At 64.7% G+C, this 26,821-nt stretch carries 23 protein-coding genes; 11 read left to right on the top strand and 12 right to left on the bottom strand.

All coding sequences use genetic code 11. From position 1 onward, the window contains the following. Positions 1–41: 41 nt before the first annotated feature. Genes acnD through PCO31010_RS05460 form a run of 4 tightly spaced genes read left to right on the top strand, consistent with a single transcriptional unit; the run spans position 42 to position 6,168 of the window. Positions 42–2,642 (top strand): Fe/S-dependent 2-methylisocitrate dehydratase AcnD, encoded by a 2,601-nt coding sequence (gene acnD / locus PCO31010_RS05475; RefSeq protein WP_150663292.1) that lies wholly within the window; start codon positions 42–44, stop codon positions 2,640–2,642. An 11-nt stretch (positions 2,643–2,653) separates the two neighbouring features. Beyond that, complete coding sequence (prpF, locus tag PCO31010_RS05470; RefSeq protein ID WP_150663291.1) at positions 2,654–3,859, top strand: 2-methylaconitate cis-trans isomerase PrpF; 1,206 nt, start codon at positions 2,654–2,656, stop codon at positions 3,857–3,859. A gap of 49 nt (positions 3,860–3,908) precedes the next feature. Then, entirely contained in the window at positions 3,909–5,366 is a 1,458-nt protein-coding gene (locus tag PCO31010_RS05465) for a bifunctional 2-methylcitrate dehydratase/aconitate hydratase (protein WP_150663290.1), read from the top strand. A gap of 13 nt (positions 5,367–5,379) precedes the next feature. Continuing rightward, positions 5,380–6,168, top strand: coding sequence for an NAD(P)-dependent oxidoreductase (locus PCO31010_RS05460; protein WP_150663289.1), 789 nt, complete (start codon positions 5,380–5,382; stop codon positions 6,166–6,168). On the opposite strand, the gene PCO31010_RS05455 is transcribed toward PCO31010_RS05460, so the two are convergent. After that, positions 6,105–7,361: an MFS transporter gene (locus tag PCO31010_RS05455; protein ID WP_373275318.1), complete on the bottom strand. Its 1,257-nt coding sequence runs from the start codon at positions 7,359–7,361 to the stop codon at positions 6,105–6,107. The two genes, PCO31010_RS05460 and PCO31010_RS05455, sit on opposite strands and share 64 nt — an antisense overlap. A gap of 155 nt (positions 7,362–7,516) precedes the next feature. Here PCO31010_RS05455 and PCO31010_RS05450 point away from each other — a divergent pair, with 155 nt between their 5' ends. Then, a complete protein-coding gene (locus PCO31010_RS05450) occupies positions 7,517–8,410 on the top strand; it encodes a LysR family transcriptional regulator (RefSeq protein ID WP_150663288.1) in 894 nt (297 codons plus the stop codon). Positions 8,411–8,419: 9 nt separating this feature from the next. Here PCO31010_RS05450 and PCO31010_RS05445 read toward each other — a convergent pair whose 3' ends face one another. Then, positions 8,420–9,571: a glycerate kinase gene (locus PCO31010_RS05445; RefSeq protein WP_150663287.1), complete on the bottom strand. Its 1,152-nt coding sequence runs from the start codon at positions 9,569–9,571 to the stop codon at positions 8,420–8,422. Between the two features lie 496 nt (positions 9,572–10,067). On the opposite strand from PCO31010_RS05445, the gene PCO31010_RS05440 reads away from it, so the two are divergent. The 4 genes from PCO31010_RS05440 (at position 10,068) to glpK (ending at position 14,834) form a co-directional block, all read left to right on the top strand. Then, the gene (locus tag PCO31010_RS05440; protein WP_150663286.1) at positions 10,068–10,571 is read left to right on the top strand and encodes a hypothetical protein; all 504 of its coding nucleotides are present in this window, start codon (positions 10,068–10,070) and stop codon (positions 10,569–10,571) included. A gap of 115 nt (positions 10,572–10,686) precedes the next feature. Further along, the gene (locus tag PCO31010_RS05435; RefSeq protein WP_246184449.1) at positions 10,687–11,520 is read left to right on the top strand and encodes a DeoR/GlpR family DNA-binding transcription regulator; all 834 of its coding nucleotides are present in this window, start codon (positions 10,687–10,689) and stop codon (positions 11,518–11,520) included. Between the two features lie 213 nt (positions 11,521–11,733). Next, positions 11,734–13,254: a glycerol-3-phosphate dehydrogenase gene (glpD, locus tag PCO31010_RS05430; protein WP_150663521.1), complete on the top strand. Its 1,521-nt coding sequence runs from the start codon at positions 11,734–11,736 to the stop codon at positions 13,252–13,254. A gap of 77 nt (positions 13,255–13,331) precedes the next feature. Then, on the top strand, positions 13,332–14,834 hold the full coding sequence (glpK, locus tag PCO31010_RS05425; protein WP_150663285.1) for a glycerol kinase GlpK: 1,503 nt from the start codon (positions 13,332–13,334) through the stop codon (positions 14,832–14,834). A gap of 764 nt (positions 14,835–15,598) precedes the next feature. Here the strand turns inward: glpK and PCO31010_RS05420 are convergent. Both PCO31010_RS05420 and PCO31010_RS05415 read right to left on the bottom strand, forming a co-directional pair. Beyond that, positions 15,599–16,303 (bottom strand): fumarylacetoacetate hydrolase family protein, encoded by a 705-nt coding sequence (locus PCO31010_RS05420; RefSeq protein WP_150663284.1) that lies wholly within the window; start codon positions 16,301–16,303, stop codon positions 15,599–15,601. Between the two features lie 119 nt (positions 16,304–16,422). Then, positions 16,423–16,842, bottom strand: coding sequence for a VOC family protein (locus PCO31010_RS05415; protein ID WP_150574797.1), 420 nt, complete (start codon positions 16,840–16,842; stop codon positions 16,423–16,425). Positions 16,843–17,010: 168 nt separating this feature from the next. Between PCO31010_RS05415 and PCO31010_RS05410 the strand changes: the two genes are divergently transcribed. Next, entirely contained in the window at positions 17,011–17,937 is a 927-nt protein-coding gene (locus tag PCO31010_RS05410; protein ID WP_150663283.1) for a LysR family transcriptional regulator, read from the top strand. Here the strand turns inward: PCO31010_RS05410 and PCO31010_RS05405 are convergent. From PCO31010_RS05405 to PCO31010_RS05390, 4 genes are read right to left on the bottom strand one after another with little or no spacing between them, the layout of a single operon-like run. Beyond that, positions 17,909–19,492 (bottom strand): efflux transporter outer membrane subunit, encoded by a 1,584-nt coding sequence (locus PCO31010_RS05405; RefSeq protein WP_150663282.1) that lies wholly within the window; start codon positions 19,490–19,492, stop codon positions 17,909–17,911. The two genes, PCO31010_RS05410 and PCO31010_RS05405, sit on opposite strands and share 29 nt — an antisense overlap. Positions 19,493–19,496: 4 nt before the next feature. Then, positions 19,497–20,663 (bottom strand): ABC transporter permease, encoded by a 1,167-nt coding sequence (locus tag PCO31010_RS05400; protein WP_150663281.1) that lies wholly within the window; start codon positions 20,661–20,663, stop codon positions 19,497–19,499. Next, positions 20,660–21,688, bottom strand: coding sequence for an ABC transporter ATP-binding protein (locus PCO31010_RS05395; RefSeq protein WP_150663280.1), 1,029 nt, complete (start codon positions 21,686–21,688; stop codon positions 20,660–20,662). Before PCO31010_RS05395 ends, PCO31010_RS05400 begins: the two co-directional genes overlap by 4 nt. Further along, the gene (locus PCO31010_RS05390; protein WP_150663279.1) at positions 21,685–22,635 is read right to left on the bottom strand and encodes an HlyD family secretion protein; all 951 of its coding nucleotides are present in this window, start codon (positions 22,633–22,635) and stop codon (positions 21,685–21,687) included. The genes PCO31010_RS05395 and PCO31010_RS05390 overlap by 4 nt, the downstream gene beginning before the upstream one ends. A gap of 274 nt (positions 22,636–22,909) precedes the next feature. Here PCO31010_RS05390 and folE point away from each other — a divergent pair, with 274 nt between their 5' ends. Beyond that, positions 22,910–23,476 carry a GTP cyclohydrolase I FolE gene (folE, locus tag PCO31010_RS05385; RefSeq protein ID WP_150663278.1) on the top strand — a complete coding sequence of 189 codons (567 nt, stop codon included), beginning with the start codon at positions 22,910–22,912 and terminating at the stop codon, positions 23,474–23,476. 106 nt (positions 23,477–23,582) lie between these two features. On the opposite strand, the gene PCO31010_RS05380 is transcribed toward folE, so the two are convergent. Genes PCO31010_RS05380 through PCO31010_RS05365 form a run of 4 tightly spaced genes read right to left on the bottom strand, consistent with a single transcriptional unit; the run spans position 23,583 to position 26,757 of the window. Beyond that, positions 23,583–24,191: a YbhB/YbcL family Raf kinase inhibitor-like protein gene (locus PCO31010_RS05380; RefSeq protein WP_246184448.1), complete on the bottom strand. Its 609-nt coding sequence runs from the start codon at positions 24,189–24,191 to the stop codon at positions 23,583–23,585. 10 nt (positions 24,192–24,201) lie between these two features. Continuing rightward, positions 24,202–24,411: a hypothetical protein gene (locus PCO31010_RS05375; RefSeq protein ID WP_150663277.1), complete on the bottom strand. Its 210-nt coding sequence runs from the start codon at positions 24,409–24,411 to the stop codon at positions 24,202–24,204. Then, positions 24,395–25,393, bottom strand: coding sequence for a cytochrome d ubiquinol oxidase subunit II (gene cydB / locus PCO31010_RS05370; protein ID WP_150663276.1), 999 nt, complete (start codon positions 25,391–25,393; stop codon positions 24,395–24,397). Before cydB ends, PCO31010_RS05375 begins: the two co-directional genes overlap by 17 nt. Next, a complete protein-coding gene (locus PCO31010_RS05365) occupies positions 25,384–26,757 on the bottom strand; it encodes a cytochrome ubiquinol oxidase subunit I (protein WP_150663275.1) in 1,374 nt (457 codons plus the stop codon). Before PCO31010_RS05365 ends, cydB begins: the two co-directional genes overlap by 10 nt. Between the last annotated feature and the right edge of the window lie 64 nt (positions 26,758–26,821).

The raw sequence follows: 26,821 nt of genomic DNA, 5'->3' as shown, positions 1-26,821 counted from the left end.
GCGCGCCAACTTGTCACCGGCCGGGCCGACACCTTCCTCACATGATGAACACCGAATACCGTAAATCCCTGCCCGGGACGTCGCTCGATTACTTTGACGCCCGTGCTGCCGTCGAGGCCATTGCTCCGGGTGCGTACGACACGCTGCCGTACACCTCGCGCGTGCTGGCCGAGAACCTCGTGCGCCGCTGCGATCCGGCGGCGCTGACCGATTCGCTCAAGCAACTGATCGAACGACGTCGCGACCTCGATTTCCCGTGGTTCCCCGCACGCGTGGTGTGCCACGACATCCTCGGCCAGACGGCGCTCGTCGACCTCGCGGGCCTGCGCGACGCCATCGCGGCGCAAGGCGGCGACCCGGCGCTGGTCAACCCGGTCGTGCCGACCCAACTGGTGGTCGATCACTCGCTGGCCGTCGAATGCGGCGGCTTCGATCCCGATGCGTTCGCGAAGAACCGCGCCATCGAAGATCGTCGTAACGAAGACCGCTTCGACTTCATCAACTGGACGAAGAAAGCGTTTCGCAACGTCGACGTGATTCCACCGGGCAACGGCATCCTGCACCAGATCAACCTGGAGCGCATGAGCCCGGTGATTCAGGTGGCGGACGGCGTCGCTTACCCCGACACGCTCGTGGGCACCGATTCGCACACGCCGATGGTCGATGCGCTGGGCGTGATCGCCATTGGTGTGGGCGGGCTGGAAGCGGAGAGCGTGATGCTTGGGCGCGCGTCGTGGATGCGCTTGCCGGACATCGTCGGCGTGGAGCTGACGGGCAAGCCGCAGCCGGGTATCACCGCCACCGACATCGTGCTCGCGCTGACCGAATTCCTGCGCAAGGAAAAGGTCGTATCCGCGTATCTGGAGTTCTACGGGGAAGGTGCTGCGAACCTCACGCTGGGCGACCGCGCGACGATCTCGAACATGGCGCCGGAGTTCGGTGCGACGGCGGCGATGTTCTACATCGACGCACAAACCATCAAGTACCTGAAGCTCACCGGCCGTGACGACGCGCTCGTCGCGCTGGTCGAGACGTATGCAAAGCAAACTGGCTTGTGGGCCGACACGCTGACGAAGGCCGAGTACGAGCGCGTGCTGACGTTTGATCTGTCGAGCGTGGTGCGCAACATTGCCGGTCCGTCGAACCCGCACAAGCGTGTGCCGACGAGCGAACTCGCCGCACGCGGCATCAGCGGCACGGTGGAGAACGAGCCGGGGCTGATGCCCGACGGCGCGGTCATCATCGCCGCCATCACGAGCTGCACGAACACCAACAACCCGCGCAACATGATCGCAGCGGGTCTGTTCGCGCGTAACGCCAACCGGGCGGGTCTCGTGCGCAAGCCGTGGGTCAAGAGCTCGCTTGCGCCCGGCTCGAAGGCCGTCACGCTGTATCTGGAAGCGGCGGGTCTGCTGCCGGAACTTGAGGCGCTCGGCTTCGGCGTGGTCGCTTATGCGTGCACGTCGTGCAACGGCATGTCGGGTGCACTCGATCCAGTGATTCAGAAGGAAGTCGTCGAGCGTGACCTGTACGCGACGGCTGTCCTCTCGGGCAACCGCAACTTCGATGGCCGCATCCACCCGTATGCGAAGCAGGCGTTTCTCGCCTCGCCTCCGCTGGTGGTCGCTTACGCCATTGCCGGGACCATCCGCTTCGATATCGAGAAGGATGTGCTCGGTGTCGACGCCGATGGCAAGCCGATCAGACTCGCCGACCTGTGGCCGAGCGATGAAGAGATCGACACCATCATCGCGAGCAGCGTCAAACCGGAGCAGTTCCGTCGTGTGTACGAGCCGATGTTTGCCGCGTCGGTGGACCACGGCGAGCGGGCCGAGCCGCTGTACGACTGGCGCGAGATGAGCACGTACATCCGACGTCCCCCGTACTGGGAGGGCGCGCTTGCCGGTGAGCGCACGCTGCGCGGCATGCGCGCGCTGGCGGTGCTGGGCGATAACATCACGACCGACCACCTCTCGCCGTCGAACGCCATCATGGCCGACAGCGCAGCGGGCGAGTACCTCGCGAAGATGGGCCTGCCGGAAGAGGACTTCAACTCGTACGCCACGCACCGTGGCGATCACCTCACGGCGCAGCGCGCCACGTTCGCCAACCCGACGCTCAAGAACGAGATGGTCGTGGTCGACGGACAGGTCAAGGCAGGGTCGCTCGCTCGCATCGAGCCGGAAGGCCGCGTGACGCGCATGTGGGAGGCCATCGAGACGTACATGGCGCGCAAGCAGCCGCTCATCGTGATCGCCGGGGCCGACTACGGTCAGGGGTCGTCGCGCGACTGGGCGGCGAAGGGCGTGCGTCTGGCGGGCACCGAAGCCATCGTCGCAGAGGGCTTCGAGCGCATTCACCGCACCAATCTGGTTGGCATGGGCGTGTTGCCGCTGGAATTCAAGCCGGGCACGAACCGCAAGACGCTGGGCATCGACGGCAGCGAGACGTTCGACGTGATCGGCGAGCGCACGCCGCGCGCCGACCTGACGCTGGTCATCCACCGAAAGAACGGTGAGCGCGTCGAGGTGCCGGTGACGTGCCGTCTCGACACGGCTGAAGAAGTTTCGATTTACGAGGCGGGCGGGGTGCTGCAGCGCTTCGCGCAGGACTTTCTGGAATCGTCGCAGGCAGCCGCCTGAGGAGAGATGTGATGGCGCATCAGCCACAAATTCGCATTCCCGCCACGTATATGCGTGGCGGTACGAGCAAGGGCGTGTTCTTCCGCCTGCAGGACCTGCCCACCGCCGCGCAGACACCCGGTGCGGCCCGCGACGCGTTGCTCATGCGCGTGATCGGCAGCCCGGACCCGTACGGCAAGCAGATCGACGGCATGGGCGGCGCGACGTCGAGCACCAGCAAGACGGTCATCATCGCCAGGAGCGAGCGGCCCGGGCACGATGTGGACTACCTGTTCGGGCAAGTCTCCATCGACCAGAAGTTCGTCGACTGGAGCGGCAACTGCGGCAATCTGTCGGCGGCCGTCGGCCCGTTCGCGATCAGCGGCGGACTGGTGGACCCGGCGCGCGTGCCGCGCGATGGCGTGGCCGTCGTCCGCATCTGGCAGGCCAACATCGGCAAGACGATCGTCGCCCATGTGCCGATGACGGACGGTGCGGTGCAGGAAACGGGCGACTTCGAACTCGACGGCGTGACGTTCCCGGCCGCCGAAGTGCAGCTCGAATTTCTCGATCCGGCCGCCGAAGAAGAGGGTGACGGGGGCGGTGGCGCCATGTTCCCGACCGGCAATCTCGTCGACGATCTCGAAGTCCCCGGCGTGGGCACATTCAAGGCGACGATGATCAATGCGGGCATCCCGACCATCTTCCTGAACGCCGAAGAGATCGGCTATAAGGGCACCGAATTGCAGGACGCCATCAACAGCGATCCGAAGGCGCTTGCCATGTTCGAGACGATCCGTGCACACGGCGCGATTCGCATGGGACTGATCAAGGATGTGTCGGAAGCGGCCACGCGCCAGCACACGCCGAAGGTCGCGTTCGTGGCGAAACCGGCGGGCTACACGGCGTCGAGCGGCAAGGCTGTGAATGCCGGAGATGTCGATCTGCTCGTGCGCGCGATGTCGATGGGCAAGCTGCATCACGCGATGATGGGGACGGCGGCCGTGTGTATCGGTGCGGCGGCCTCGATTCCGGGCACGCTCGTGAATCTGGCGGCGGGCGGTGGCGAGCGTAATGTTGGTAGTGCTGTACGCTTCGGTCATCCGTCCGGCACATTGCGTGTCGGGGCGGAAGCCAACCAGGAAGGCGGCGAATGGACGGTCACGAAGGCCATCATGAGCCGCAGCGCGCGCGTGTTGATGGAAGGCTGGGTGCGCATTCCGGGAGATGCCTTCTGACCGGACGCGGGTCCGGTACCGAACCGTCTCACCTCACAGGAGGTCGTCAATGTCCGCAGGTGCTTCGAACGTTGCGAATGTGCGTCCCTCGCCCGACAAAGTCCTGACGGACATTGCCGACTACGTCCTGACCTATGAGATCCGTAGCGATCTCGCCTTCGACACCGCACGCAACTGTCTCATCGACACGCTTGGGTGCGGTTTCGAAGCGCTCTCCTATCCCGCGTGTACCAAACTGCTCGGCCCGATTGTGCCGGGCACGGTCGTGCCCAACGGCGCGAAGGTGCCCGGCACGCCATATCAACTCGATCCGGTACAGGCCGCCTTCAGTCTGGGGGCGATGATTCGCTGGCTCGACTTCAACGACACGTGGCTTGCGGCCGAGTGGGGGCATCCGTCGGATAACCTCGGCGGCATTCTGATGACGGCCGACTGGCTCTCGCGCACGGCCGTCGCGCAGGGGCAGCCGCCGCTGACAATGCGTCACGTGCTCGCGGCGATGATCAAGGCGCACGAAATTCAGGGATGTCTCGCGCTGGAGAACTCGTTCAATCAGGTCGGGCTCGATCATGTGGTGCTGGTCAAGGTGGCGTCGACGGCAGTCGTCGGCGAAATGCTGGGCCTGTCGCGCGACGAACTGATCGCTGCGCTCTCGCTGGCGTTCGTCGACGGGCAGAGCCTGCGCACGTATCGTCATGCGCCGAACACCGGCAGCCGCAAGTCGTGGGCGGCAGGCGATGCGACGAGCCGTGCGGTACGCCTCGCGCTCATGGCGCGCACCGGCGAGATGGGCTATCCGTCGGTGCTCACGGCAAAGACGTGGGGCTTTTACGATGTGCTGTTCAAGGGCAAGCCGTTCGCGTTCCAGCGGCCTTACGGGTCGTATGTGATGGAGAACGTGCTGTTCAAGATTTCGTTTCCGGCCGAGTTTCACGCACAGACGGCTGCCGAGGCGGCGATGACGTTGCATCGACAATTGCTGGCGATGGGGCGTAGCGCACAGGACATCCGCTCGGTGAAGATTCGCACGCATGCGGCGGCGATTCGCATCATCGACAAGCAGGGGCCGCTCGCCAATCCGGCGGACCGCGATCACTGCATCCAGTACATGGTGGCTGTGCCGTTGCTGTTCGGACGGCTGACGGCGGCCGACTACGAAGACGATGTGGCGGGCGATCCGCGCATCGATGCATTGCGCGCGAACATTGTGTGCGAGGAAGATCCGCAATTCACCCGCGACTATCACGATCCCGACAAGCGCTCGATTGCCAACGGACTCACTGTCACGCTGAACGACGGTACGGTGCTCGACGAAGTGCTTGTGGAGTACCCGATCGGGCATCGGCGACGTCGCGACGAAGGCATCCCGTTGCTGGTGGAGAAGTTCAAAACGAATCTGGCGCGCCGCTTCGCCGCACGGGCGCAGGCGCGCATTCTCGACGTGGCACTGGATCGGCAACGGCTCGAAACCATGCCCGTCCATCAGTTTGTGGACTTGATGGTGTGAGGGGGCGAGGCGTATGACGTACGTCCACGCGACAGGAACGGCGCTGGTCGTAGGTGCGACGGGCGCAACAGGACGATTGCTCGTGCAGCAACTGCTCACGCGTGGTTGGCATGTGCGGGCGATTGTGCGCTCCGGCAAGCCACTTGATGCGTTAGCCGGTCACGCGCAACTATCGCTTGTGCAGGCCAGCGTGCTAGATCTGAGCGACGCCGCGTTGGCCGACCATGTCGCTGGTTGCGACGCGGTAGCGTCGTGTCTCGGACACAACCTCACACTCAGCGGTATCTACGGCGAACCGCGTCGACTCGTCACCGAAGCGACGCGTCGTTTGTGCCGCGCCATCAAGGTCAGCGGTCGGGCATCCGCCGTTCGCTTCGTGCTGATGAACACCTCCGGCAATCGCAATCGCGATCTGTTCGAGCCGGTATCGGTTGCGCAGCGGTGCATCATCGGCGCAGTTCGCCTGCTGCTGCCGCCACATGCCGACAACGAGGCGGCTTCGGATGTGCTGCGCGTCGAAATCGGTCGCGACGATCCTGCCATCGAATGGTCGGTGGTGCGTCCGGACAGTCTTGTCGATCATGTCGACGTCACCGCTTACGAAGCGCACCCCTCACCCATCCGAAGCGCGCTGTTCGACGCTGGCAAGACCAGTCGCATCAACGTCGCCCACTTCATGGCCGACCTGATGACGCAAGACGATGTCTGGTGCCGATGGCGGCACCAGATGCCGGTGCTCTACAACGTCGACACACCTTTGCCCGGCGCCTCAGACCTACCGCGCAGTCCGCCGACCCAGTGAAGCGCGAGGGCCAGCACACCGAGCGCAACGCCCAGACTCACGACGCCCGTCCATCCGAAGCGCGCCATCAGCCATCCGCTCACCGTCGCGCCCACTGCGCCGCCAAAGAACGTCGCCGTCATATAGAGGCTATTGATTCGCCCCTGCGCTTTCGGGTCCACCGCGAAAGCACGTGTCTGGTTGGACACAAGACCTGCTTGGACGCCGATGTCGAGCACGATCACCCCGATCACGAGCCACGCCAGCGAGAGGTTCGCGCCCCCGAGCAGCACGTAACTGAGCGTGACGATGGCGATGCTCACGCCGACCACGCCGCGCGGCCCCAGCTTGTCGGTGGCACGTCCGCCGAAAGACGCGGCGAACGCACCCGCCGCGCCGATGATACCGAACGCGCCCGCCCACGCGCTGCCGAGATGCCACGGCCCGTCGGCGAGCAGTGCCGCCAGATTCACCCAGAACGCGTTGAAGCAGGCCCAGAGCAGCGCCTGAATCGTCATCGATTCGCGCAGGGGGCGATGGTCGCGAGCCAACGGCCACAGTGACGCCAACAGACGACCATACGAAAGGTCCGTGCTGGGGCGCCCCTTCGGCAACAACAGTGCGGCGGCGATCCACACCGGGATCATGAAAGCGGCTTCCACGCCGTAGACGGCGCGCCATCCGAACCCTTCACCGACAACGCCCGCAATCGTTCGTCCGAGCAGAATCCCGATCATGATCCCGCTCACGACGGTGCCCACCGCCCGGCCGCGCTGACTCGGCGCCGACATGACGGCGGCGAACGGCACCAGTTGCTGCGGCACACAGCACACGATCCCCAGACCGAACGATGCGCCGATCAACGCCCAGATGCCCGGGGCAAATGTCGCGGCCAGCGCGAAGCAGAAGGCCAGCGCAATTTGCGCGAGCACGAGTTTGCGGCGGTCGTAGCGGTCGCCCAGCGGCAGCAATAACGCGAGCCCGGCGGAGAAGCCCAGCAACGCGGCGGCCGCGACGAGGTCCACCGTCCCGAGATCGACGCGCATGTCCGCAGCGATCAGCGGCAGGATCGGCTGCGTGCAGTAAATGTTGGTGACGACCGCGCCAGCAATCACCCCCATCATCACGATCTTGCTGTGCGAGGCGATTTCCTGTGCCGCGTGTGGCGGGGCGGTAGTGGTGGAAGGGGCGGTGGGGGAATTGGGCGGACGCACGATGCTCTCCTGATGTGACGATGACCGGTGCGGGAAGGGGCGGTGTCGTGTGACGACCGTGACTCACCCCGCTCAGGTCTCGACATTACGTGGTTGCATCCACGTAGAGAATCCATCAAGATCGGGAATCATCTTTCCAAAATTTGGTAGGGTCCATGAATCGACTCGAATCCATGTCGATCCTGATCGCAGTGGTCGATGCGGGCAGTTTGTCGGCCGCAGCACGCGGACTCGGCATGCCGCTGGCGACCGTCAGTCGTAAAGTCGGGGAACTGGAAGCGCATCTGAAAACGAGGCTGCTGCATCGCACGACGCGCCAGTTGTCGCTGACCGAAGCCGGGAGTGCGTACGTGGCCGCGTGTCGCAGAATTCTCGAAGAGATTGGCGAAGCGGAGCGCACGGCGACGGGCGAATATGCCACGCCGAAAGGCGAACTGGTGCTGACCGCGCCCGTCGTCTTCGGGCGTCTGCACGTGCTGCCGGTCGTGGCGGAATTCCTCGCGCAGTACCCGGAGATCGACGTCAGTCTTCTGCTGACCGACCGCGTCGTGCATCTGATGGACGAGCAGGCGGACGTAGCGCTGCGCATCGGTCATTTACCGGATAGCTCGATGGTGGCGTCGCGCATCGGGACCGTGCGACGCGTTGTCTGCGCCAGTCCGGAATACCTGGCGACGCATGGCGAACCGAAGAAGCCGCAGGATCTTACCGGTCAGGCGTGCATTACGTTCGAGGTGCTGGCGTCGCGCCGTGCGTGGGAGTTCGGCGAGGGACGAACCGGGCAGTCGGTGCCCATTCGCTCGCGGCTCGCGGTGAATACCGCCGAAGCGGCGATCTCGGCGGCGGTGCTCGGTGTGGGCTTCGTGCGGGTGTTGTCGTATCAGGTGGCGCAAGCGGTGCGCGACGATGCGCTACGCGTGGTGCTGGACGACTTTGAGGCCGCCCCGCTCCCCGTCAATCTGGTGCACAAGGGGCAAACGCCGTTGCCCCTGAAACTGCGTGCATTTCTCGACTTTGCCGTGCCCCGTCTACGGGCACGCATCGCCTGATCCTTGCGCTCAACCCTTGTGCGTATAACGCAGCCGCGTCATCTGTTCGGCGCTATCGGTCAGCAGACCGGCAGCGTCGGCAATGGCTTTCTCCAGCGTGGTCGGACCGAACGTCAGCGAGAAGCAGCCCGAGAAGACGCGCGACAGACTCTCCAGCGCCGTGCGGTCGATGGCCCCTGAGAGCAGCGATGCCGTCGCGCCTGCCTTGATGGCGACCTGTGCGGCGATCATCGGCGTCTTGCCCGAGAGCGTCTGACCGTCGCTGCGGCCTTCGCCGGTGATCAGCCAGTCGGCGCCCTCTACCGCTTGCGGCAGTCCCACGCGCTCGGCCACCACTTCCGCGCCCGAGCGGAACTGCGCGCCCAGCAGGTGCAGCGCGAAGCCAAGACCGCCCGCTGCGCCTGCGCCCGCGCGACTCGCGGCTTCGCTGGCGTTGAACGCGCGGTGTGCGTGCCCGGCGAAGTGGGCGATAGCGCGGTCGAGAGGTTCGACCTGTGCTTCGCTCACACCTTTCTGCGGGCCGAAAATCGCCGTCGCACCTTGCTGGCCGTTCAGCGGATTGTTGACGTCCGACATGGCCACCAGCTCGCAATCCTTCAGACGTGCATCGAGCCCGTTCAAGTCGATCGACGCTACGCGATGCAGTGCCGCCGGGACCGGTTGCACTTCTTCACCGGCTTCGTCGAGCAAACGGGCGCCGAGGCCGACGAGCAGACCTGCGCCGCCATCGTTCGTGCTGCTGCCGCCCAGACCGATCAGCACGCGGCGCGCGCCGGTGTCGAGCAGGGCGCGCAGCAGCTCGCCAAGGCCGACCGTCGAGCGCTCGGCCACCGGCGTCTGCATGCCGACCGGATCGGTAATGCTGACGACATTTGCACTTTCCAGCACGCCCGTACCGTCGGGCATGACACCGTACTCGGCCGTCACCGACGCCTTGCCCGCGCCACGCACGGACAACGGCACGCGTCGCCCGCCTGCGGAGAGCAGGGCGTCGAGCGTACCTTCGCCACCGTCGGCCATCGGGCGCAAGCGCAGATCGGCATGCGGCAGCACGCGGGCGATGCCTGCGGCGATGGCTTGCGCCACTTCAGGCGCGCTCAGCGAACCTTTGAAAGAATCGGGGGCGATGACGATGATCGGGGCTTGCGCATTGCTGGACATGGAAATCGGGACAGTCGCAAAAAGTGAAACGGGTTGGCTGGCGTCACGCGTGCTCGCTGTCCGCTTATTGTTATCGCTTATGGCGTTCCGGCGAGGCGGTGAGTTATCCGCGAACCGGTGGCAGAGCACACGCTGACTCGCTGCCGGATGGGGCGCGAGGCGGTGCGGCGAGTGTGACAGAAACCAGCAATATACGCGATTCGGGCCTGCGCGCATTGCGCGAATTGCCATGCTATGAATAACGCGAGTAAGATGAGCGCCAACTGGCGTCGCCCGATAGGCTACAAGGCCCGTGCAATCGAAGCGCGGGACATGTGCGGGTGAGTGCCGGGCCAGTTGTCTTACAGATCGCGATTTGGCGGTAATCGGGACGACGGGTCGATCAACAAGACCAAGACGGCGCGCGCGATGGCTTCGCACGGATGCATCAAGACATCCGCTGGCCACCGCACCATCGCGCGCCGGGATCAGATACCAGCATGTGTGGAGCGGGGCAATGGACCGGGGCATCAACACGAATTCCGACACGGCGCGCGGGGCGCAGCGCCGTGTGGCCAGCGCGCTTGCCGCGGCGGGCGTGACGTTCGCGGTGCTGCTCGCCGGGTGCGCGCAAACCGCACCCGTCGCCGCGCATGACGATCCGCCTGTGGGCAGCGTCGCCGATGTGGCCCCGGAGAATGTCAAAGTCGAGACCTTGCCCGCGTACCGCGACACCATCGACGACGCGCGGGGCAACGGCGCCGTGTGGCAGGGATCGTCCAAGAAGGCTTTCGCGCGCGTGAGCGCCTGCACGGCCCGGCTGTGGAAGAAGCAACTGCCTTACGCGCGACTGCAACGCGTGAAGGCGGGCACGGGCCAGACCCTCGAACTCTCCTCGAACGACGACGGCATTCTCGCCATCCTCGACCTCGCGCCGCGCAAGCCTGGCAGCGAAGGCTCGCTCTATCTCGGCTCGACCGGCCCGCAATCGCTCGCCGACGCCGTACGCCAGTGCCTTTGACGGCATGACCGGACACACGCCGGTCACGGTGGTGTCATACAACGACGGGGTATCATGACGGCGAACGCGCAGCCAGCCGGGCTGCGCGATGGTTTTTCTTTGCGCGTGCGTGCCGATGTCTCATAACGAATCCGCCGAATCCGTCGATGTCTCCGAAGGTCCGATCGCGGCTGGCGATGCTGGCCAGGCGTCGCTGAACCCGCGTCAGCAGGCGCTTTTCGACGCAGTGCGCCGCGACGGTTTTCTCACGGTCGACGAACTCGCCGCCCGCTTCGACGTCACCCCGCAAACCATCCGGCGCGACATCAACTTCCTCGCCGAGCGCAAATGGGTACGTCGCTATCACGGCGGTGTCGGCTTGCCCGGCGGCGCTGAGAACGAAGCTTACGACGCCCGTCAGACGCAACTGGCCGACGAAAAGCGCCGCATCGCTGTGCGCCTCGCCGAGCAAATTCCCGATCACGCCTCCCTCTTCATCAATCTGGGCACCACGACGGAGGCCGTGGCGCGGGCGCTGTCGCGTCACCGGGGGTTGCGCGTCATTACGAACAACCTGCATGTGGCGGCCATGATGAGCGGTTATGCCGACGCCGAGGTCATCATCACGGGCGGCGTGGTGCGCGCCCGGGATCAGGGCGTGACCGGCGAGGCCACACTCGATTTCATCCGCCAGTTCAAGGTCGACTTCGGCATCGTCGGTATTTCAGCCATCGATGCCGACGGGACGCTGCGCGACTTCGATTACCGCGAAGTACGTGTGGCCGAGGCCATCATCGCGCAGTCGCGCACCGTGTTTCTGGCGGCCGATCACAGCAAGTTCGGACGTCCGGCGCTGGTGCGGCTGGGGCATCTCTCACAGGTCGACGCGCTGTTCACCGATCGCCCGGTGCCTGCAAGCATGGATGCCGTGATTGCCGAGGCCGGCACGCTGGTTCACATCGCAGATTGATCGACGCTGCGAATTCGCACATCGGCCCAATGAAATGTGCGAATTCGAAACTCATGGCGCGTGATCTGTTAGAATTCGAATGTTGATGTTCGGAAACGAACATTGCAACGCATCAAAGCGAACATTTTCGAACTTTCCTGATTTGACCCCCATCGCTGGGAGTAACACGTGCAGACACCCGCTCAAACGCCATTGGACAACGGCTCGGCCCCTTTGGCGTCGGCTCCAACTTCCGCCCCTTACGATTTGCTGGTCGTCGGTGGCGGCATCAACGGCACCGGTATCGCGCGTGATGCCGCCGGTCGCGGTCTGCGTGTATTGCTTGTCGAGCAGGACGATCTGGCGTCGCACACGTCGTCGGCCAGCACCAAGCTGATTCACGGCGGTCTGCGCTATCTCGAGTACTACGAATTCGGACTGGTGCGCAAAGCGTTGCAAGAGCGCGAAGTGTTGTTGCGCGCGGCCCCTCACATCATGTGGCCGCTGCGTTTTGTCATGCCGCACATGCCGAACCTGCGTCCCGCCTGGATGATCCGCGCGGGGCTGTTTCTTTACGATCATCTGGCGCGTCGTGAAATTCTGCCTGGCTCGCGCGGCATCGACCTGCGCCAGCATCCGGCGGGTGCGCCGTTGCGTCAGGACCTCACGCGCGGCTTCGTCTACTCGGACGGCTGGGTGCAGGATGCACGACTGGTGGTACTCAACGCGCAGGACGCGGCCGAGCGAGGCGCGACCGTCCTTACGCGCACGCGTCTGGTGGGCGCAGAGCGCGGCGAGCACTCGTGGACGGCGCAACTGGAGACGACCACCGGCGAGCGTCAGACCGTGCGCGCGCGCGCCATCGTCAATGCAGCGGGGCCGTGGGTCGGTCATCTGCTGGGCGACGTGTTGCGTCAACCGGCAACGCATCGCATCCGCAACGTCAAGGGCAGTCACATCGTGACGCGCAAGCTGTTCGATCACGACCACGCCTACATCTTCCAGAACCCCGACAAGCGCATCATCTTCGCCATTCCGTACGAGCGCGATTTCACGCTGATCGGCACGACCGATCTGGAGTACCTCGGTGACCCGGCGAAGGTCGAGATCAATGAAGACGAGATCGCTTACCTCTGCAAGTCCGCCAGCGAGTACTTCACCAAGCCGATCGTGCCCGCCGACGTTGTGTGGACGTATGCGGGCGTGCGTCCGCTAATGGAGGAAGATGTGTCGAATCCGTCGGCCGTCACGCGCGATTACAAGCTCGAACTCGATGCCCCCGGCACGCGCGCGCCGCTGCTCTCCGTGTTCGGCGGCAAGATCACGACGTACCGGCGTCTTGCGGAAGAAGCGATGTCGCATCTGCACGGTGCGCTGGGTTTTACGCATGGCGACTGGACGGCGGGCGCACCGCTGCCGGGCGGCGATATGGCCGAGCCCGACGCGGGCGCTTTCGAGACGTCGCTGCGCGCGCAGATGCCGTGGTTGCCGTCGTCGCTGGCTCAGCGCTACGCGCATACCTACGGCACGCGCACGCATGTGCTGGTCGGCGACGCGAACTCGCTCGACGGCCTCGGCACCCGCATCTGCGGCGATCTCTACGAAGCCGAATTGCGCTATCTGGTGCAGTACGAATGGGCGCGCACCGCGCAGGACGTTCTGTGGCGTCGTACGAAACTCGGTCTGCACGTCGGCAAAGAAGGTGCGGCCAGCGTTGAGCAATGGTTTGCTCAGCATCTGGAAATGGCCGCCTGAGTCCGTCGGGAAGTCATCGCACTATCGCAACATCGCACAAGCAAGACTAAAAAAGCTGGATCAAGGAGACGAATGCAATGGCAGGAGGCGCCTACATCCTCGCGTTCGATCAGGGCACGACGAGTTCGCGAGCGCTGCTGTTCGATCGCGACGGTCACGTCGTCGCGACCGCGCAGAAAGAGTTCCGTCAGATCTACCCGCATCCGGGCTGGGTCGAGCACGATCCCCGTGAAATCTGGGCGACGCAAGCCGGTGTCGCCGCCGAAGCGCTCACGCACGCGGGCGTCGGTGGCAGCGACATCGCGGCCATCGGCATCACCAATCAGCGCGAGACGACCATCGTGTGGGATCGGCGCACGGGCGAGCCGGTGTACAACGCCATCGTCTGGCAGGATCGTCGCACGGCCGATTTCTGCGACGCGTTGCGTGCGCAAGACAAGGAGGCGCTCGTCGCGCAGCGCACCGGTCTGCGCATCGATTCGTACTTCTCCGGCACCAAGATCCGCTGGATTCTCGATAACGTCGACGGCGCGCGCGAAGCGGCCGACGCGGGGCATCTCGCGTTCGGCACCGTCGATAGCTGGCTCGTATGGCATCTGACCGGCGGCAAGCTACACGTGACCGACGTGTCGAACGCGTCGCGCACGATGCTCTTCAACATCCACTCGCTCGAATGGGACGAAGCGCTGCTGGCGCTGCTCGACGTGCCGCGCAGCATGCTGCCCGAAGTCCGTTCGTCGAGCGAAGTCTATGGGCACACGGCTACACCGTTATTCTCAGCGCCCGTGCCGATTGCGGGCATCGCGGGCGATCAGCAGGCCGCGCTGTTCGGGCAGATGTGTCTGTCGCCGGGCATGGTGAAGAACACCTACGGCACGGGCTGCTTCATGGTGATGAACACCGGCGACAAGCCGCAGGCGTCGAGCCATAACCTGCTGACGACGGTCGCCTGGAAGATCGGCAATCGGGTGGACTATGCGTTGGAGGGCAGCATCTTCATCGGCGGCGCGGTGGTCCAGTGGCTGCGCGACGGGCTGGGCATCATCCGTCATTCGCGCGATGTCGAAGCGCTCGCCACCAGCGTGCCCGATGCCGACGGCGTGGTGCTCGTGCCCGCGTTCGCCGGACTCGGCGCGCCGCACTGGCAGCCGCGCGCACGCGGCACGCTATTCGGCGCGACGCGAGGCACGACCGCTGCACACGTGGCGCGTGCCGCGCTGGACAGCATCGCGTTCCAGACGCTCGACGTGCTGCGCGCCATGGAAGCTGACGCTGGTCTGCATGTTTCGGAATTGCGCGTGGACGGCGGTGCTGCGGCCAACGATCTGCTGATGCAATGGCAGGCCGATCTGCTCGGCGCAGACGTCGTTCGTCCCAAGGTGATCGAGACGACGGCCGCAGGCGCGGCATACCTTGCGGGACTCGCGGTAGGGTATTGGCCGGACATCGACACGTTGCAGCGTCAATGGCAATTGCAGCGGCGCTTTTCGCGCAAGTTGTCCGAAGACGACGTCAATCGCGCGGTCGCTGGCTGGCAGCGCGCGGTGCGTGCGGCGAAGGTCTGGGCGGAAGAAAGCTGATCGGAAATCGCTGATCGGAAAAACAGGCGCACCGCACTCGCGGGCGCCTGTCGCAAAAGAAGTCACCTGACGAGGGAAGACTTCAGACGCAAATCGCATTAACGCAATGCCCGCCCGGGCGCGACATGACGGCGGTCTCCGGCGGCATCATGCCGACGGTGCCGCCAACTCGCACATCGTTCGCGGGGGTGACGTCGGGCCGACTTGGCAGGACTCGCAGGCGCGAGCGACCTGACGCAGGGACTTAGGGCGCAAGGCCCGGTGCGGCGCATTTGCATGATCCTCTCCCCGAATATTCCCAACGCACGATCCGTCTCTTCACACGACGGTCACTGGTGCAATCCGTCCGCACCCGGGGCGCTCCCGGCGAGGGGATAGGCATCGGGCGTGCCGGGGCCATGTGGCGTGCATGGCTTGATTCCCGAGGCGGTCGGCCAAGCGAAGAGACTTCCCCGAGGGCGGACGGCTTGCATCTTCCTTAATGCGAGAACCGTGCCAAAGCACGCAACCCATTGAATCGACAGGGGAGTTCGGCAAATGAAACGGGAGATTTGTCGCTATGCAGCGAAAAACGTTTCAGGAATGAACGAGGACGAACGAGGGGCGGGGAAGGAAAATTCGTGACGCGTCTGACGGCAATTTAGGCAATGCACTTGACAGCCAATGCCGACGGGCGATTGCGCCGTCGGCATGGCACTTATGCATAGGGTTATCAACAGTTGCTGTGGATATCCTTGCCGTCAGAGGTAAGGTTCGTTGCGAACTCAGGCGGCGGGCTTCCGGCCGACGGTGAACGCGATTTCACCGACCCCGGCAACACCGGCGCTCACCTTGTCGCCCGGCTCCAGCGGGCCGACGCCGGCGGGCGTGCCGGTGAAGATCAGGTCGCCTGCGGCAAGTTTCACGCTGCGCGAGATCTCGGCGATCAAGTCGGGCACCGACCAGATCAGTTCGTTGAGATCACCGGTTTGACGGTTTTCACCGTTCACGTCGAGCCACACACGGCCTTCGTTCGGATGACCGACTTCGTCCACGGCGTGCAGCGGGCCGCACGGTGCCGACGCGTCGAACGCCTTGCCCCAGTCCCACGGACGGCGCGTGTCTTTCGCCTGCTGTTGCAGATCGCGACGCGTGAGATCCACACCGACGCCATAACCCCACACCAGAGACAGCGCATCGCCCACATCCACGTTCTCGCCGTCGGCACCGATGGCGACTACCAGTTCGATCTCGTGATGCAGCTCACTGGTGAGCGGCGGGTAGGGCAGCGTGCCCTCGGCGGCGACCACGGCGTCAGCGGGCTTCATGAAGAAGAACGGCGGCTCGCGGTCCGGATTGCTGCCCATTTCGCGGGCATGCGCGGCGTAGTTACGGCCAACGCAGAACACGCGGCGCACGGGGAAACGGGCATCGCTGCCAGCGACGGCGACCGACGCTTGGGGCGGGGCCGAAATAACGAATTGGCTCATGAGAGGACTCTCGACTGATATGAGACGAATACCGACAACAAACACAAAACAACAAACGCCGTCCGACAATCAAGTGCCGGACGACGTGGGAAATTCCGATGCTACGCGCCGTGCATCGATTACTTGGCGAACACCTGCGACATGTCCGCGAACGCCTTGAACTCCAACGCGTTGCCCGACGGGTCGTAGAAGAACAACGTCGCCTGTTCGCCGACTTGCCCCGCGAAGCGGATATGCGGCTCGATCACGAAGCGGGTGCCGGCGGCGCGCAGGCGCTCGGCCAGTGCGTGCCACGCAGGCATGTCAAGGATAACGCCGAAATGCGGAACGGGAACCTCGTCGCCGTCGACCGGGTTCGTGATGCGCTTACCTGCCTCATCGGGCGAGAGGTGCGCGACCAGTTGATGCCCGAAGAAATCGAAGTCGATCCAGTGATCCGAGCTACGGCCTTCGGCACAGCCCATCACGTTGCCGTAGAACTGGCGGGCAGCGTCGAGATTGTGGACGGGGAAGGCGAGGTGGAACAGCGGCGTTGCCATGAGAGTCTCCGGTGCAATGTGGGGTTGAATTCGGGGAGCGGTTTTTCCGTACGACGCCCCGCGTTATGACGCGTCACCTGCGTGCGCAGATTTCCGGTAAATTCTATCTATCGATAAAAATAATTAAAAACGAATAATTCGACCACTCAGTAGCAAAATTTTCGATTCATGATCCGTTACCTCAAAACCTTTGTCACGGCAGCCGAAACCGCGTCGTTCTCCGCAGCGGGCGCGCGTCTCGGACTGACACAGTCCGCGGTGAGCGCGCAGATCCAACGCCTGGAAGACGACCTCGGGGTGCAGCTCTTCGAGCGCACCGGACGCGCCGTGTCGCTCTCCGACGATGGCCGCCGACTGCTGTCGCAGGCGCAGGGCGTGATCGCGGGCTACCAGTCCATGCGCGGCGAGGCGGGCGCGTTCGGCGGTCAGGCGGCGCTCGCGCCGATCAACGTCGGCGCGATTCTGACTGTGCAGTTGGGGCTACTGCCGGGCGCAGTGCAACGCTGGACGGCGCTGGGGGCGATGCCTCATCTGAACATCGTGCCGGGGATGTCGGTGCAACTGCTGGCTCAACTCGACGCCCGGGAACTGGATCTGGCCGTCATGATTCGTCCGCGCATCGGCGTGCCCGTCGACATGAAGTGGCTCACGTTGATGCACGAGCCGTATGTGGCCATCGCGCCGAAAGGCACGCGCGGGACGGTCGCCGACTGGAGTACGACGCTGCCGTTCGTGCGCTACAACCGGCGCTCGTACGGCGGCGATCTCGTCGAGCGATACCTGCGACGGCATCGGCTCTGGGTGCGCGAGGGCGTGGAGCTGGACGAGCCGGAAGTCATCCTGCGCATGGTGCGCGCAGGGCTGGGCTGGTCCATCGTGCCTGCGACGCTCATCGGATTGCCTGTCGACGCCGACATGACCCGCACGTCGCCGAAGCAGGGTAAGTCTGGGGGCGTGGGCGTTCAGGTATTGCCGCTGTCGGGCGCGCCGCTCACGCGTGAGCTTGGGGTGCTGGCGCGTCAGTCGGCGCTCAAGCGTGCGCCGGTCAATGCGTTGATGAAATGCCTCAGCGAGGAGGCGGCGTCGCGGGGGTAACCGGCCCATGAGGCGTGTCGTCCGCACCGGCGTCGCCATCGCCATCGCCATCGCCATTGGCAGACGGCACGGTGGCCGCCCCTCCCAGCGCTTGCCAAAGCGCCGCAGTATCGGCCAGCCGTGCGCCTTGCGTCTCCAGCCGTGCACGGGTGGCGTCAAGCGCCTGACGTTGCGCGTCGAGCAGGGCGAGATGACTGATGCCGCCTGCACGATAGCGAGCCTCGGCGATGCGGTAGGCATGCTCGGTGCGTTGCGCGGCGTCGGCCTGTGCGACCAGCTTGTCGGCATCGGCGTCGAGCGCACGCATCGCATCGGCGACTTGCGCGAGACCGAGCAGCACCGTGTCCTGATACGACGCGAGCGCTGCGTCATACGCGGCCACCGCCGAGCGACGTTGTGCGCGCAACTCGCCGCCACGCAAGAGCGGTTGCAGCAAGTTCATCCCGATATTCCAGATGTTGATGCCGTTGCCCAGATCGGCGGTGCGCATGCGTTGCGTGCCGAAACTGCCGGACAAGGTGAATTGCGGATACAGGTTCGCCGTTGCGACGCCCACGTCTGCGCTGGCCTTGTGCAATAGCGCTTGTGCTGCGCGGATGTCGGGGCGTCGGCTGGCAAGCGTGGAGGGCAGCGATACCGGCACCGTTTGCGGTAGTTGTAATGTCGTCAGGTCGATCGTCGGTGACGTGAACGCCCCCGGCGGCTGACCGACCCAGCGTGCCAACTGATGGTCGTACTGTGCGATTTGCTGACGAAGCGGCGGCAATTGCGCCGACGTTTGTGCGACCAGCGCGGCCTGATTCTGGACGTCGAGCGTCGCGACGCCGCCAGCTCGTTCCCGCGCGCGCGTGATGTCGAGCTGCTGACGCTGTGCACTCAGCATGCCGTCCAGCGCGGCAAGTTGGGCGCGGGCACTGGCCTGTCGCAACGCGGCCGTTACCACGTTGCCCGCGAGCGAGAGGCGTGCGGCGTCGCGTTCGAAGCGTTGATAGTCGATCTGTGCGGCAAGCCCTTCGAGCGCACGACGATTGCCGCCGAAGACATCGAGCGTGTACGACACATCGACGCTCGCGTTGTACAGCGTAAACGGGCCGGGACTCGGCACACTGGTGATACCGAACGACGCGAGATCGACCTGCTCGCGCGTGCCGGAGAGCTTCAGGTCGGCGGACGGCAGCAGGCGCGCCCCCGCCTGCGCGCGATAGTCCTCCTGCGCCTGACGCAGTTTCGCCTCGGCTTGCCGAAGCGTCGGACTGTCGGCCAGCGCCTGCGCGACCAACGCGTTCAGCGCGGGCGAACCGAAGCGCGTCCACCATTCGGCGGGCACCTCGTCGCCGGTGATCAGCGTCTGGGGGCCGCTCTGATGGGCGACGTCGCCTGAAGTCCCCGCCGTTGTGACCGGTTGCGTCCCGCTGGTGTACTGCGCGACGGTCGGGCTATCGGGCGTGTGGAAGTCGGGGCCGACGGCGCAGGCCGACAGCGCGCCGGTCAGCCCGATCAACAGACCGAGCTTGAGCGGTGCGAAGCGAGAGGGCGGTGGGCGCATGGCGAGCATGGAGCTAGTCGAGCGTGCGTTTATAGAACCTGACGGCCACCGTCATCAGCACGGCGCAGAAGACGAGTAGCGGCCACAGGTCGTGCCAGGCGTCGGCCCAGCCATTGCCCTTGAGCAGAATGCCGCGAATGAGCCGGTTGAAATACGTGAGCGGCAGCACGTTGCCGATCGCCTGTGCCCATGCGGGCATGCCGCGAAACGGAAACATGAAGCCGGAGAGCAGCATGTTCGGCAGAAAGTAGAAGACCGTGAGTTGCATCGCCTGCAACTGATTCTGCGCGAACGACGACAGCGCGATGCCGACCGTCAGATTGGCGGCAATGAAGACGAGTGCCGACAGATAGATCGCGATCACGCTGCCTTCGAAGGGCACGTGAAACACGAAGCGCGCTGCGATCAGGATGATGCTCGCCTGAATCAGGCCGATGGCGATGTACGGCACGATCTTGCCCGTCATGACCTCGATGGGCAGCACCGGTGTGGCGAGCAGATTCTCCATCGTGCCGCGCTCGCGTTCGCGCACGATGGCCAGACCGGTCATCATCGCGAGCGTCATCGTTAGGATCACGCCCATCAGCCCGGGAATGATGTTGTACTGCGTGATGCCCTCGGCGTTGTACAGCCGATGCACCTGAACGTCGAAGGGCGCATTACCGGATGAAGCGGATGATGAGCCAGGCCCACCCAGCGACGCCAACGGCCCCGTCAGATCCTTCTGCGCGACGGACTGAGCGATGGCGGGCAGCGCGCCAAGCGCCGAGGCCATGGCCATCGGGTCGGTGGCATCGGCTTCGACGAGTAGCGCCGGGCGCTCGCCGCGCAGCAGGCGGCGTGTGAAGTCGGTCGGGATGTTGAGCACGAACTGCACGCGACCTTGCGCGAGGGCGGCGCGTCCGGCCTCTTCGCTCGTGAGCGTCTCGGTAAAGCGGAAGTAGCCCGAGTGCTGCATGGCGGCGGTGAAGCTGCGTGTGAACTCGCTGTCGTCGTGCATCAGCACCGCCGTGGGCATGTGCTTCGGGTCGGTGTTGATGGCGAAGCCGAAGAGTGTCAGTTGCACGAGCGGCACGGCGACGATCATGGCGAACGTCACCCGGTCGCGGCGCAACTGGAGAAACTCCTTGCACACGATGCTCCACCAGCGCGCGACGGAGAAGCCCAGCGGTGCGCTCATGAGCCGTCTCCGAAGTTGTCTTTCGCGTGACTCATCAGATAGATGAAGACATCTTCGAGACTCGTCTCGATGGGCGTCGCACGCAGCCCGCGCTCGGTTTCGAGGCGGCGCAGGAGCTTCTCCAGTGCGTCGGCGTCGGTGCCGCTCACATGCAAGGCGCTGCCGAACGCGACCGTCTGCGCGACGGTCGGTTGTTCGCGCAACTCCCGCGCGAGATCGACAAGGTCGTCGCCATGCACGGTCCACGTCGACAGATGCTGGCTTTCGATGACCTCGGCCGCCGAGCCTTGCGCGAGCAGTTCGCCGTACGAGATGTAGGCCAGCTTGTGGCAGCGTTCCGCCTCGTCCATGTAGTGCGTGCTGACGAGCACCGAAATACCCTGGGCCGCCAGTTCGTGCAGTTCCTCCCAGAAGTCGCGCCGTGCCGTCGGGTCGACACCTGCGGTCGGCTCGTCGAGCAGTAGCACTTGCGGCTCGTGCAGCATGCACGCCGCGAGCGCGAGCCGTTGCTTCCATCCCCCTGAAAGCGAGCCGGTCAGTTGCTTCGCCCGCGCTTTGAGGCCAAGGCGCTCGATAGCGTGTTCGACGGCCTCGCGCCGGTTGGGCATGCCGTAGACACGGGCGACGAAATCGAGGTTCTCGCGGATCGTCAGGTCTTCCCAGTACGAGAAGCGCTGCGTCATGTAGCCGACGTGCCTTTTGATCTGTGCGGACTCACGCACGATGTCGAAGCCGAGGCATGTGCCGCTACCCGAGTCGGGTGTGAGCAGGCCGCACATCATGCGAATGCAGGTCGTCTTGCCGCTGCCGTTCGGCCCGAGAAAGCCGAAGATCTCGCCGCGCCGCACTTGCATCGACAGGTCCTTGACGACGTGTTTGTCGCCGAAGTGTTTATTCAGGCCGCGCACGTCGATGGCGAGTGTGTCGTCGTCCTGCGGGACGTTTTGCCGTCCCCTCTCGGGCGACGATGCGTTTCGTTGCGCGGCGGCGCGATCTGAGCGATCCGCGTTGTGAGGGGCGGTCATCGGCGCGTCACCTGCACGGGCTGGCCGGGGTTCAGCTTGATGGCGTCTGCGGCTGCCGGATGCGCCTCGATCATGTACACGAGCTTATCGCGCGTGTCGTTGCTGTAGATGACGGGCGGCGTGTATTCCGCCTGATTGGCGACGTAGGTTACGCGCGCATCCACGCCCGCACCGCAGCCGTCGCAGGCGATGTGTACGGTCTGCCCGGCGCGCAGTTCGCCGAGCGCGGCCTCGGGCACGAAGAACCGCACCTTGATGTTCGCGGGCGGCAGCAGACGCACGACGGGACTGCCCGCCGCCACCCATTCGCCGACGCGGTACATCGTGTCGAAGACGCGACCGGCGGCGCTCGCGACGGCGTGCTTCTGCGAGAGTTGCCAGTCGGCCTGCGCGAGCGACGCGCGTGCTACGTCGACCTGCGCCGCTTGCGACTGGCGCTGAGCCTCGCGGCCGGGCAGACGGGCGACGGCCAGACTGGCCTGCAATTCCTGCACCCGTGCTTCGGTGGTGCGGGCGTCGGCCCGGCTGGCTTCGAGTTGTTCGCGGGAGATGCCGCCAGCGGCGTATTGCGCCTGATCGCGGTCGAACTGGCTGCGCGCTTTGTCGCGGGCGGCGATGGCCTGCGTGAGCTGGGCCTTTGAGACGTCGATTTCGTCGGGACGTTTGCCTATGCCGAGATCGCGAAGTTGGGCTTCGGCGCTCGCAAGTGTCTCGCGTGCGTGGGCCTGAGCAGCCCTTTCAAAGGTGGATTCGAGATCGAAGAGGACATCGCCCGCTTTCACCTCCTGGCCGCGCGCGACGGCAAGCGACAGCAAGGTGCCCGCCTGCGAGGAGGCGACGTAGACGAACTCACCTTCGACATAGCCTTGCCACGGCTCGGGGCCACGGTTGCCGCAACCGGCCAGCAGCGCGAGCGCAGCGATGGCGGTCGAAGAAGCAAGGGTCATCGCTTTGTTGCACATGCGTGGGAGTGCCGACATGGCGCGCCTCGTGCGTTGCGGTTGTCCGTCGCCACCTTAGCGCAAAAGCGAACCCGGCGGCAATCGGGGCGGGCCGTGTCCGGTGTGCTCAGGACTGGCCATACGACCGGACTCGCAAACCGGGAAGCCGCATGCGTGCGATGTGACTCTCTGTTATTGTGCGCACATGTCCGGCAGCGCGGGGATGCGCAAGATGCAGCGGCGCAGCGCTGCGGATCCAATGTATGGGAGCTTGATTGATATGTCTCACGACACGTTCGACGAAAACGACTGGAAGCGATTCCTGAAACACATCGGCGAAGATCCGGAACGTTCCGGTTTGCATGAAACACCGGCGCGGGTACAAAAAGCGTGGCGTCAATGGACGGCAGGTTACGGCCAGGATCCGGCCGAAGTGCTCAAGGTCTTCGAAGACGGAGCCGAGCAATACAACGAACTGATCGTGGTGCGCGGCATTCCGGTGTACAGCCACTGCGAGCACCATCTCGCGCCGTTCTTCGGTAAGGCGACCATCGGCTATCTGCCCAACGGCAAGATCGTCGGCCTGTCGAAGCTCACGCGTCTGGTCGATTGCTTTGCGCGTCGCCTGCAAGTGCAGGAGCGTCTGACGACGCAAGTCGCAGAAGCGCTGATGACGCACCTTCAACCGAAGGCCGTCGGTGTCGTGGTGTCGTGCCGTCACATGTGCATGGAGAGCCGTGGCATTCGCACGGCAGGCGAAGAGACGGTGACGTCGGCGATGCTCGGCGAGTTGCAGCCCAACCTGGCGCTGCGCACGGAATTCCTCGCGCTCGCCCGTGAGCGGTAATCGCGTGTAAGGCTGCGTCGGGCGAACGTTGTTCGCACCGTGAAACGAAAAACGCCAGTGGACTATCCGCTGGCGTTTTTTATCGTTGCATCGAAGCGCGCGCCGGTCAGCGGCCGTATCGCGCCACGATGGTTGACCCGTTCAGCGTGTGACCGGCAAGCGCCACAGTGAGTCCGGCGGCGTCGAGGCCCGGCGGCAGGCTGCCCGGCGCAATGTCGGTCGCCGTCACCGTGATGATGTAGTGATGCGGCGTATCGCCCACCGGCGGGCACGCACCGCGATAGGCTTCGGCACCGGAAATGTTCTTCCCGACCGTGATGTTGTCGCCCGACTTGTTGCCCGCACCGGCCGCCAGTGACGTCACCGAAGCCGGAATGTTGTAAGCGATCCAGTGGACTACGCCGCCGCCCTTGGCACCGTCAGGGTCCGTCATCCGGATCACGACGCTGTGAGTGGCTTGCGGCAGATTCTTCCATTCCAGCGGCGGGCTGGTGTTCTTGCCGCCGCATTCGTTTGCGCCCGCGTGCTCCGCAGGCAGCAAACCGCCATCTTTGAATGCGCTGGACGAAACGCTCATGCCTTCGGCATGCGCCGTCCCGGCAAATCCTGCAAATCCGACGACGCCGCCGAGGAGGGCCGCAGCGACGGCCGTGGTGCTTGCCATGCGTTTGACGCCCTTCGTGCGGGTTGCGTCCTGAGATGAAAGCCGATTCATAAGCTGTCTCCTATTTGGCCGTGGCGATGATCAGTTTGAACGGGAGTGCGAGGAGGGCGGTGCCTGCCACACCCGCACACCATAACGCAATAAACCATCCCCAGCCGATCAGCCGTTGTTGCCACGAAGCGCGGACGTTCGGCAGCATCGTCTGCGTTGCCGCCGTGGCTTCGCGCTGACGGCGCACACCGGGCCTGACCAGATCAGTGATAGTGCGCATCGTGAGCCACCTTGCCGCGAAAGACCCAGTACGCCAGCATCGTGTAGGCGAGGATCACAGGAATGATGAAGGCCGCGCCCCACATCGTGAACGACAGGCTGGAGCGGGGCGCTGCGGCGTCCCACAGCGTGATGCCCGGCAGAATCGCGTACGGGTAGGCGCTGATGAGCAGGCCGCTGTAGCCGAGAAACACCAGACCGATGGCGAGCCAGAACGGCGTGGCGTCGTGCGCGCGCTGCAACACACGGCGCATTGCGAACGTCGCCCCGGCCACCACGAACGGCACCGGCAGGCAGCGCCAGAACCATTCGCCGTCGAACCAGCGCTCGGCCACGAGCGGCAGGCGCAGCGGCGTCCAGAGGGAGACGATCGCCATCGTGGCGACGAGCGCAAGCGTCAGCGGCCACGCGACCACGCGCAAACGACGTTGCAGATCTCCCTCGGTCTTGCCGATCAGCCAGCACGCGCCGAGCAGCGCATACGTCACGAGCAGGCCCAGACCGGTGAAGAGATTGAAGGCCGTCACCCAGGCGAAGGCGTCGCCCGCGAACTGGCCGTTCTCGACAGGAATCCCCGACAGGTAAGCGCCGAGTGCTACGCCCTGAAAGAACGTTGCACCTGCCGAACCGCCAATGAACGCCAGATCCCACCATTGGCGCGTGCGACGCGACTTGCCGCGAATCTCGAACGCGACCCCACGGAAGATCAGGCACACGAGCATGAGCACGAGCGGCAGATAGAGCGCGGAGAGCAGCACCGAATAGACCATCGGAAACGCAGCGAGCAGCCCGGCACCGCCGAGTACGAGCCACGTTTCGTTGCCGTCCCACACCGGGGCGACGGAGTTCATCATCGTGTCGCGCTCACGGGCATCGGGGAAGAACGGAAAGAGAATGCCGATGCCGAGGTCGAAGCCGTCGAGCACGACGTAAAGAAACAGGCCGAGCGCGATGATAGCGGCCCAGGCTAAGGTCAGATCCATGAGAGTTCTCGCTTGGGTTGGGGGGCGTCGTCGTTCGATTGGCCCGGCAGTACCGGGCCGCCGCGCAGAATCTTGAGCAGGTAGTAGACGCCGGTGCCGAACACGAGGAAGTAGGCGAGCACCAGCACTAACAGCGAGACCTGCACCTGCTGCGCACTCACCGGCGACATGGCGTGCGCCGTGCGCATCACGCCGTAGACCACCCACGGCTGGCGTCCGGCTTCGGTTGTCACCCACCCGGCGAGCAGGGCGATGAAGCCGGTCGGCGAAAGCAGCAACATCACACGGGCGAAGTTGCGCGAAGCGAACAACGTGCCGCGACGGCGCAGCCACAGCGCTGCGAGCGCTGCACCGATCATCGCCAGACCGAGACCGACCATGATGCGGAAGCTCCAGAACACCAGCGGCACGTTGGGACGCTCGTCTTTCGGAAACTCCTTCAGGCCGCGCACTTCGCCGTCCCAGCTATGCGTGAGGATCAGGCTGCCCAGATGCGGGATTTCGAGCGCATAACGTGTGGTCTCCGAATCCATGTCGGGCCAGCCGAACAGGTTGAGCGGCGTGCCGCCCGTCTTCGTCTCCCACAGACCTTCCATGGCGGCGAGCTTGGCGGGCTGATGCTCACGCGTGTTCAGGCCGTGGAGATCGCCCACGAACGCTTGCAGGGGCGCGAAGATCAGCAGGAGCCACATCGCCATCGAGAACATGGTCTTGACGGCAGGGTCGCGGCGTCCGCGCAGTAAGTGCCATGCGCCGGTGCCCGCCACGACAAGCGCGGCGACCACGAACGCGGCAATGCTCATGTGCGCGAGACGGTAGGGGAAGGACGGATTGAAGATCACGTCCCACCACGACAACACGACCACACGACCATCGACGATCTCGTAGCCCTGAGGCGTTTGCATCCAACTGTTCGACGCGAGAATCCAGAACGTCGAGATCAGTGTGCCGATGGCGACGCACAGCGTGGCGGCGAAGTGCGCGCGCGGGCTTACGCGGTTCCAGCCGAACAGCATGATGCCGAGGAAGCCCGCCTCAAGGAAGAACGCGGTCATGACCTCATAGGTCAGCAACGGCCCGGTGACCGCCCCGGCGAAACTGGAGAAGCCCGACCAGTTCGTGCCGAACTGATAAGCCATCACCACACCGGAGACGACGCCCATGCCGAAGCACACGGCAAACGCCTTCGACCAGAAGCGGCACAGATCCAGATAGTGTTGCTGACGGGTCTTGAGCCAGAGCCCTTCAAGGACGGCGATGAAGCTCGCCAAACCGATGGAGACGGCGGGGAAAACGATGTGAAACGAGACCGTGAACGCGAATTGCAGGCGTGCGAGGTCGAGGGCATCCGGAACGGCAGTCATGTTGCGCTCTATGTATGCAATTAAACCCTGTCTTGTATGGTGATATTGACGAAATATCACCGCT

The organism is Pandoraea commovens (assembly GCF_902459615.1).
In the GTDB taxonomy this organism is placed as follows: domain Bacteria; phylum Pseudomonadota; class Gammaproteobacteria; order Burkholderiales; family Burkholderiaceae; genus Pandoraea; species Pandoraea commovens.
Note: the sequence above shows the minus strand (reverse complement) of the source record. Positions and strands in the feature narration are given on the sequence as shown.

Bases quoted from the DNA above. Each gene is read 5' to 3' on its own strand.
- acnD (WP_150663292.1), top strand. From the start codon at position 42: ATGATGAACACCGAATACCGTAAATCCCTGCCCGGGACGTCGCTCGAT.
- prpF (WP_150663291.1), top strand. From the start codon at position 2,654: ATGGCGCATCAGCCACAAATTCGCATTCCCGCCACGTATATGCGTGGC.
- PCO31010_RS05465 (WP_150663290.1), top strand. From the start codon at position 3,909: ATGTCCGCAGGTGCTTCGAACGTTGCGAATGTGCGTCCCTCGCCCGAC.
- PCO31010_RS05460 (WP_150663289.1), top strand. From the start codon at position 5,380: ATGACGTACGTCCACGCGACAGGAACGGCGCTGGTCGTAGGTGCGACG.
- PCO31010_RS05450 (WP_150663288.1), top strand. From the start codon at position 7,517: ATGAATCGACTCGAATCCATGTCGATCCTGATCGCAGTGGTCGATGCG.
- PCO31010_RS05445 (WP_150663287.1), bottom strand. From the start codon at position 9,571: ATGTCCAGCAATGCGCAAGCCCCGATCATCGTCATCGCCCCCGATTCT.
- PCO31010_RS05440 (WP_150663286.1), top strand. From the start codon at position 10,068: ATGGACCGGGGCATCAACACGAATTCCGACACGGCGCGCGGGGCGCAG.
- PCO31010_RS05435 (WP_246184449.1), top strand. From the start codon at position 10,687: ATGTCTCATAACGAATCCGCCGAATCCGTCGATGTCTCCGAAGGTCCG.
- glpK (WP_150663285.1), top strand. From the start codon at position 13,332: ATGGCAGGAGGCGCCTACATCCTCGCGTTCGATCAGGGCACGACGAGT.
- PCO31010_RS05420 (WP_150663284.1), bottom strand. From the start codon at position 16,303: ATGAGCCAATTCGTTATTTCGGCCCCGCCCCAAGCGTCGGTCGCCGTC.
- PCO31010_RS05415 (WP_150574797.1), bottom strand. From the start codon at position 16,842: ATGGCAACGCCGCTGTTCCACCTCGCCTTCCCCGTCCACAATCTCGAC.
- PCO31010_RS05410 (WP_150663283.1), top strand. From the start codon at position 17,011: ATGATCCGTTACCTCAAAACCTTTGTCACGGCAGCCGAAACCGCGTCG.
- PCO31010_RS05405 (WP_150663282.1), bottom strand. From the start codon at position 19,492: ATGCTCGCCATGCGCCCACCGCCCTCTCGCTTCGCACCGCTCAAGCTC.
- PCO31010_RS05400 (WP_150663281.1), bottom strand. From the start codon at position 20,663: ATGAGCGCACCGCTGGGCTTCTCCGTCGCGCGCTGGTGGAGCATCGTG.
- PCO31010_RS05395 (WP_150663280.1), bottom strand. From the start codon at position 21,688: ATGACCGCCCCTCACAACGCGGATCGCTCAGATCGCGCCGCCGCGCAA.
- PCO31010_RS05390 (WP_150663279.1), bottom strand. From the start codon at position 22,635: ATGACCCTTGCTTCTTCGACCGCCATCGCTGCGCTCGCGCTGCTGGCC.
- folE (WP_150663278.1), top strand. From the start codon at position 22,910: ATGTCTCACGACACGTTCGACGAAAACGACTGGAAGCGATTCCTGAAA.
- PCO31010_RS05380 (WP_246184448.1), bottom strand. From the start codon at position 24,191: ATGAATCGGCTTTCATCTCAGGACGCAACCCGCACGAAGGGCGTCAAA.
- PCO31010_RS05375 (WP_150663277.1), bottom strand. From the start codon at position 24,411: ATGCGCACTATCACTGATCTGGTCAGGCCCGGTGTGCGCCGTCAGCGC.
- cydB (WP_150663276.1), bottom strand. From the start codon at position 25,393: ATGGATCTGACCTTAGCCTGGGCCGCTATCATCGCGCTCGGCCTGTTT.
- PCO31010_RS05365 (WP_150663275.1), bottom strand. From the start codon at position 26,757: ATGACTGCCGTTCCGGATGCCCTCGACCTCGCACGCCTGCAATTCGCG.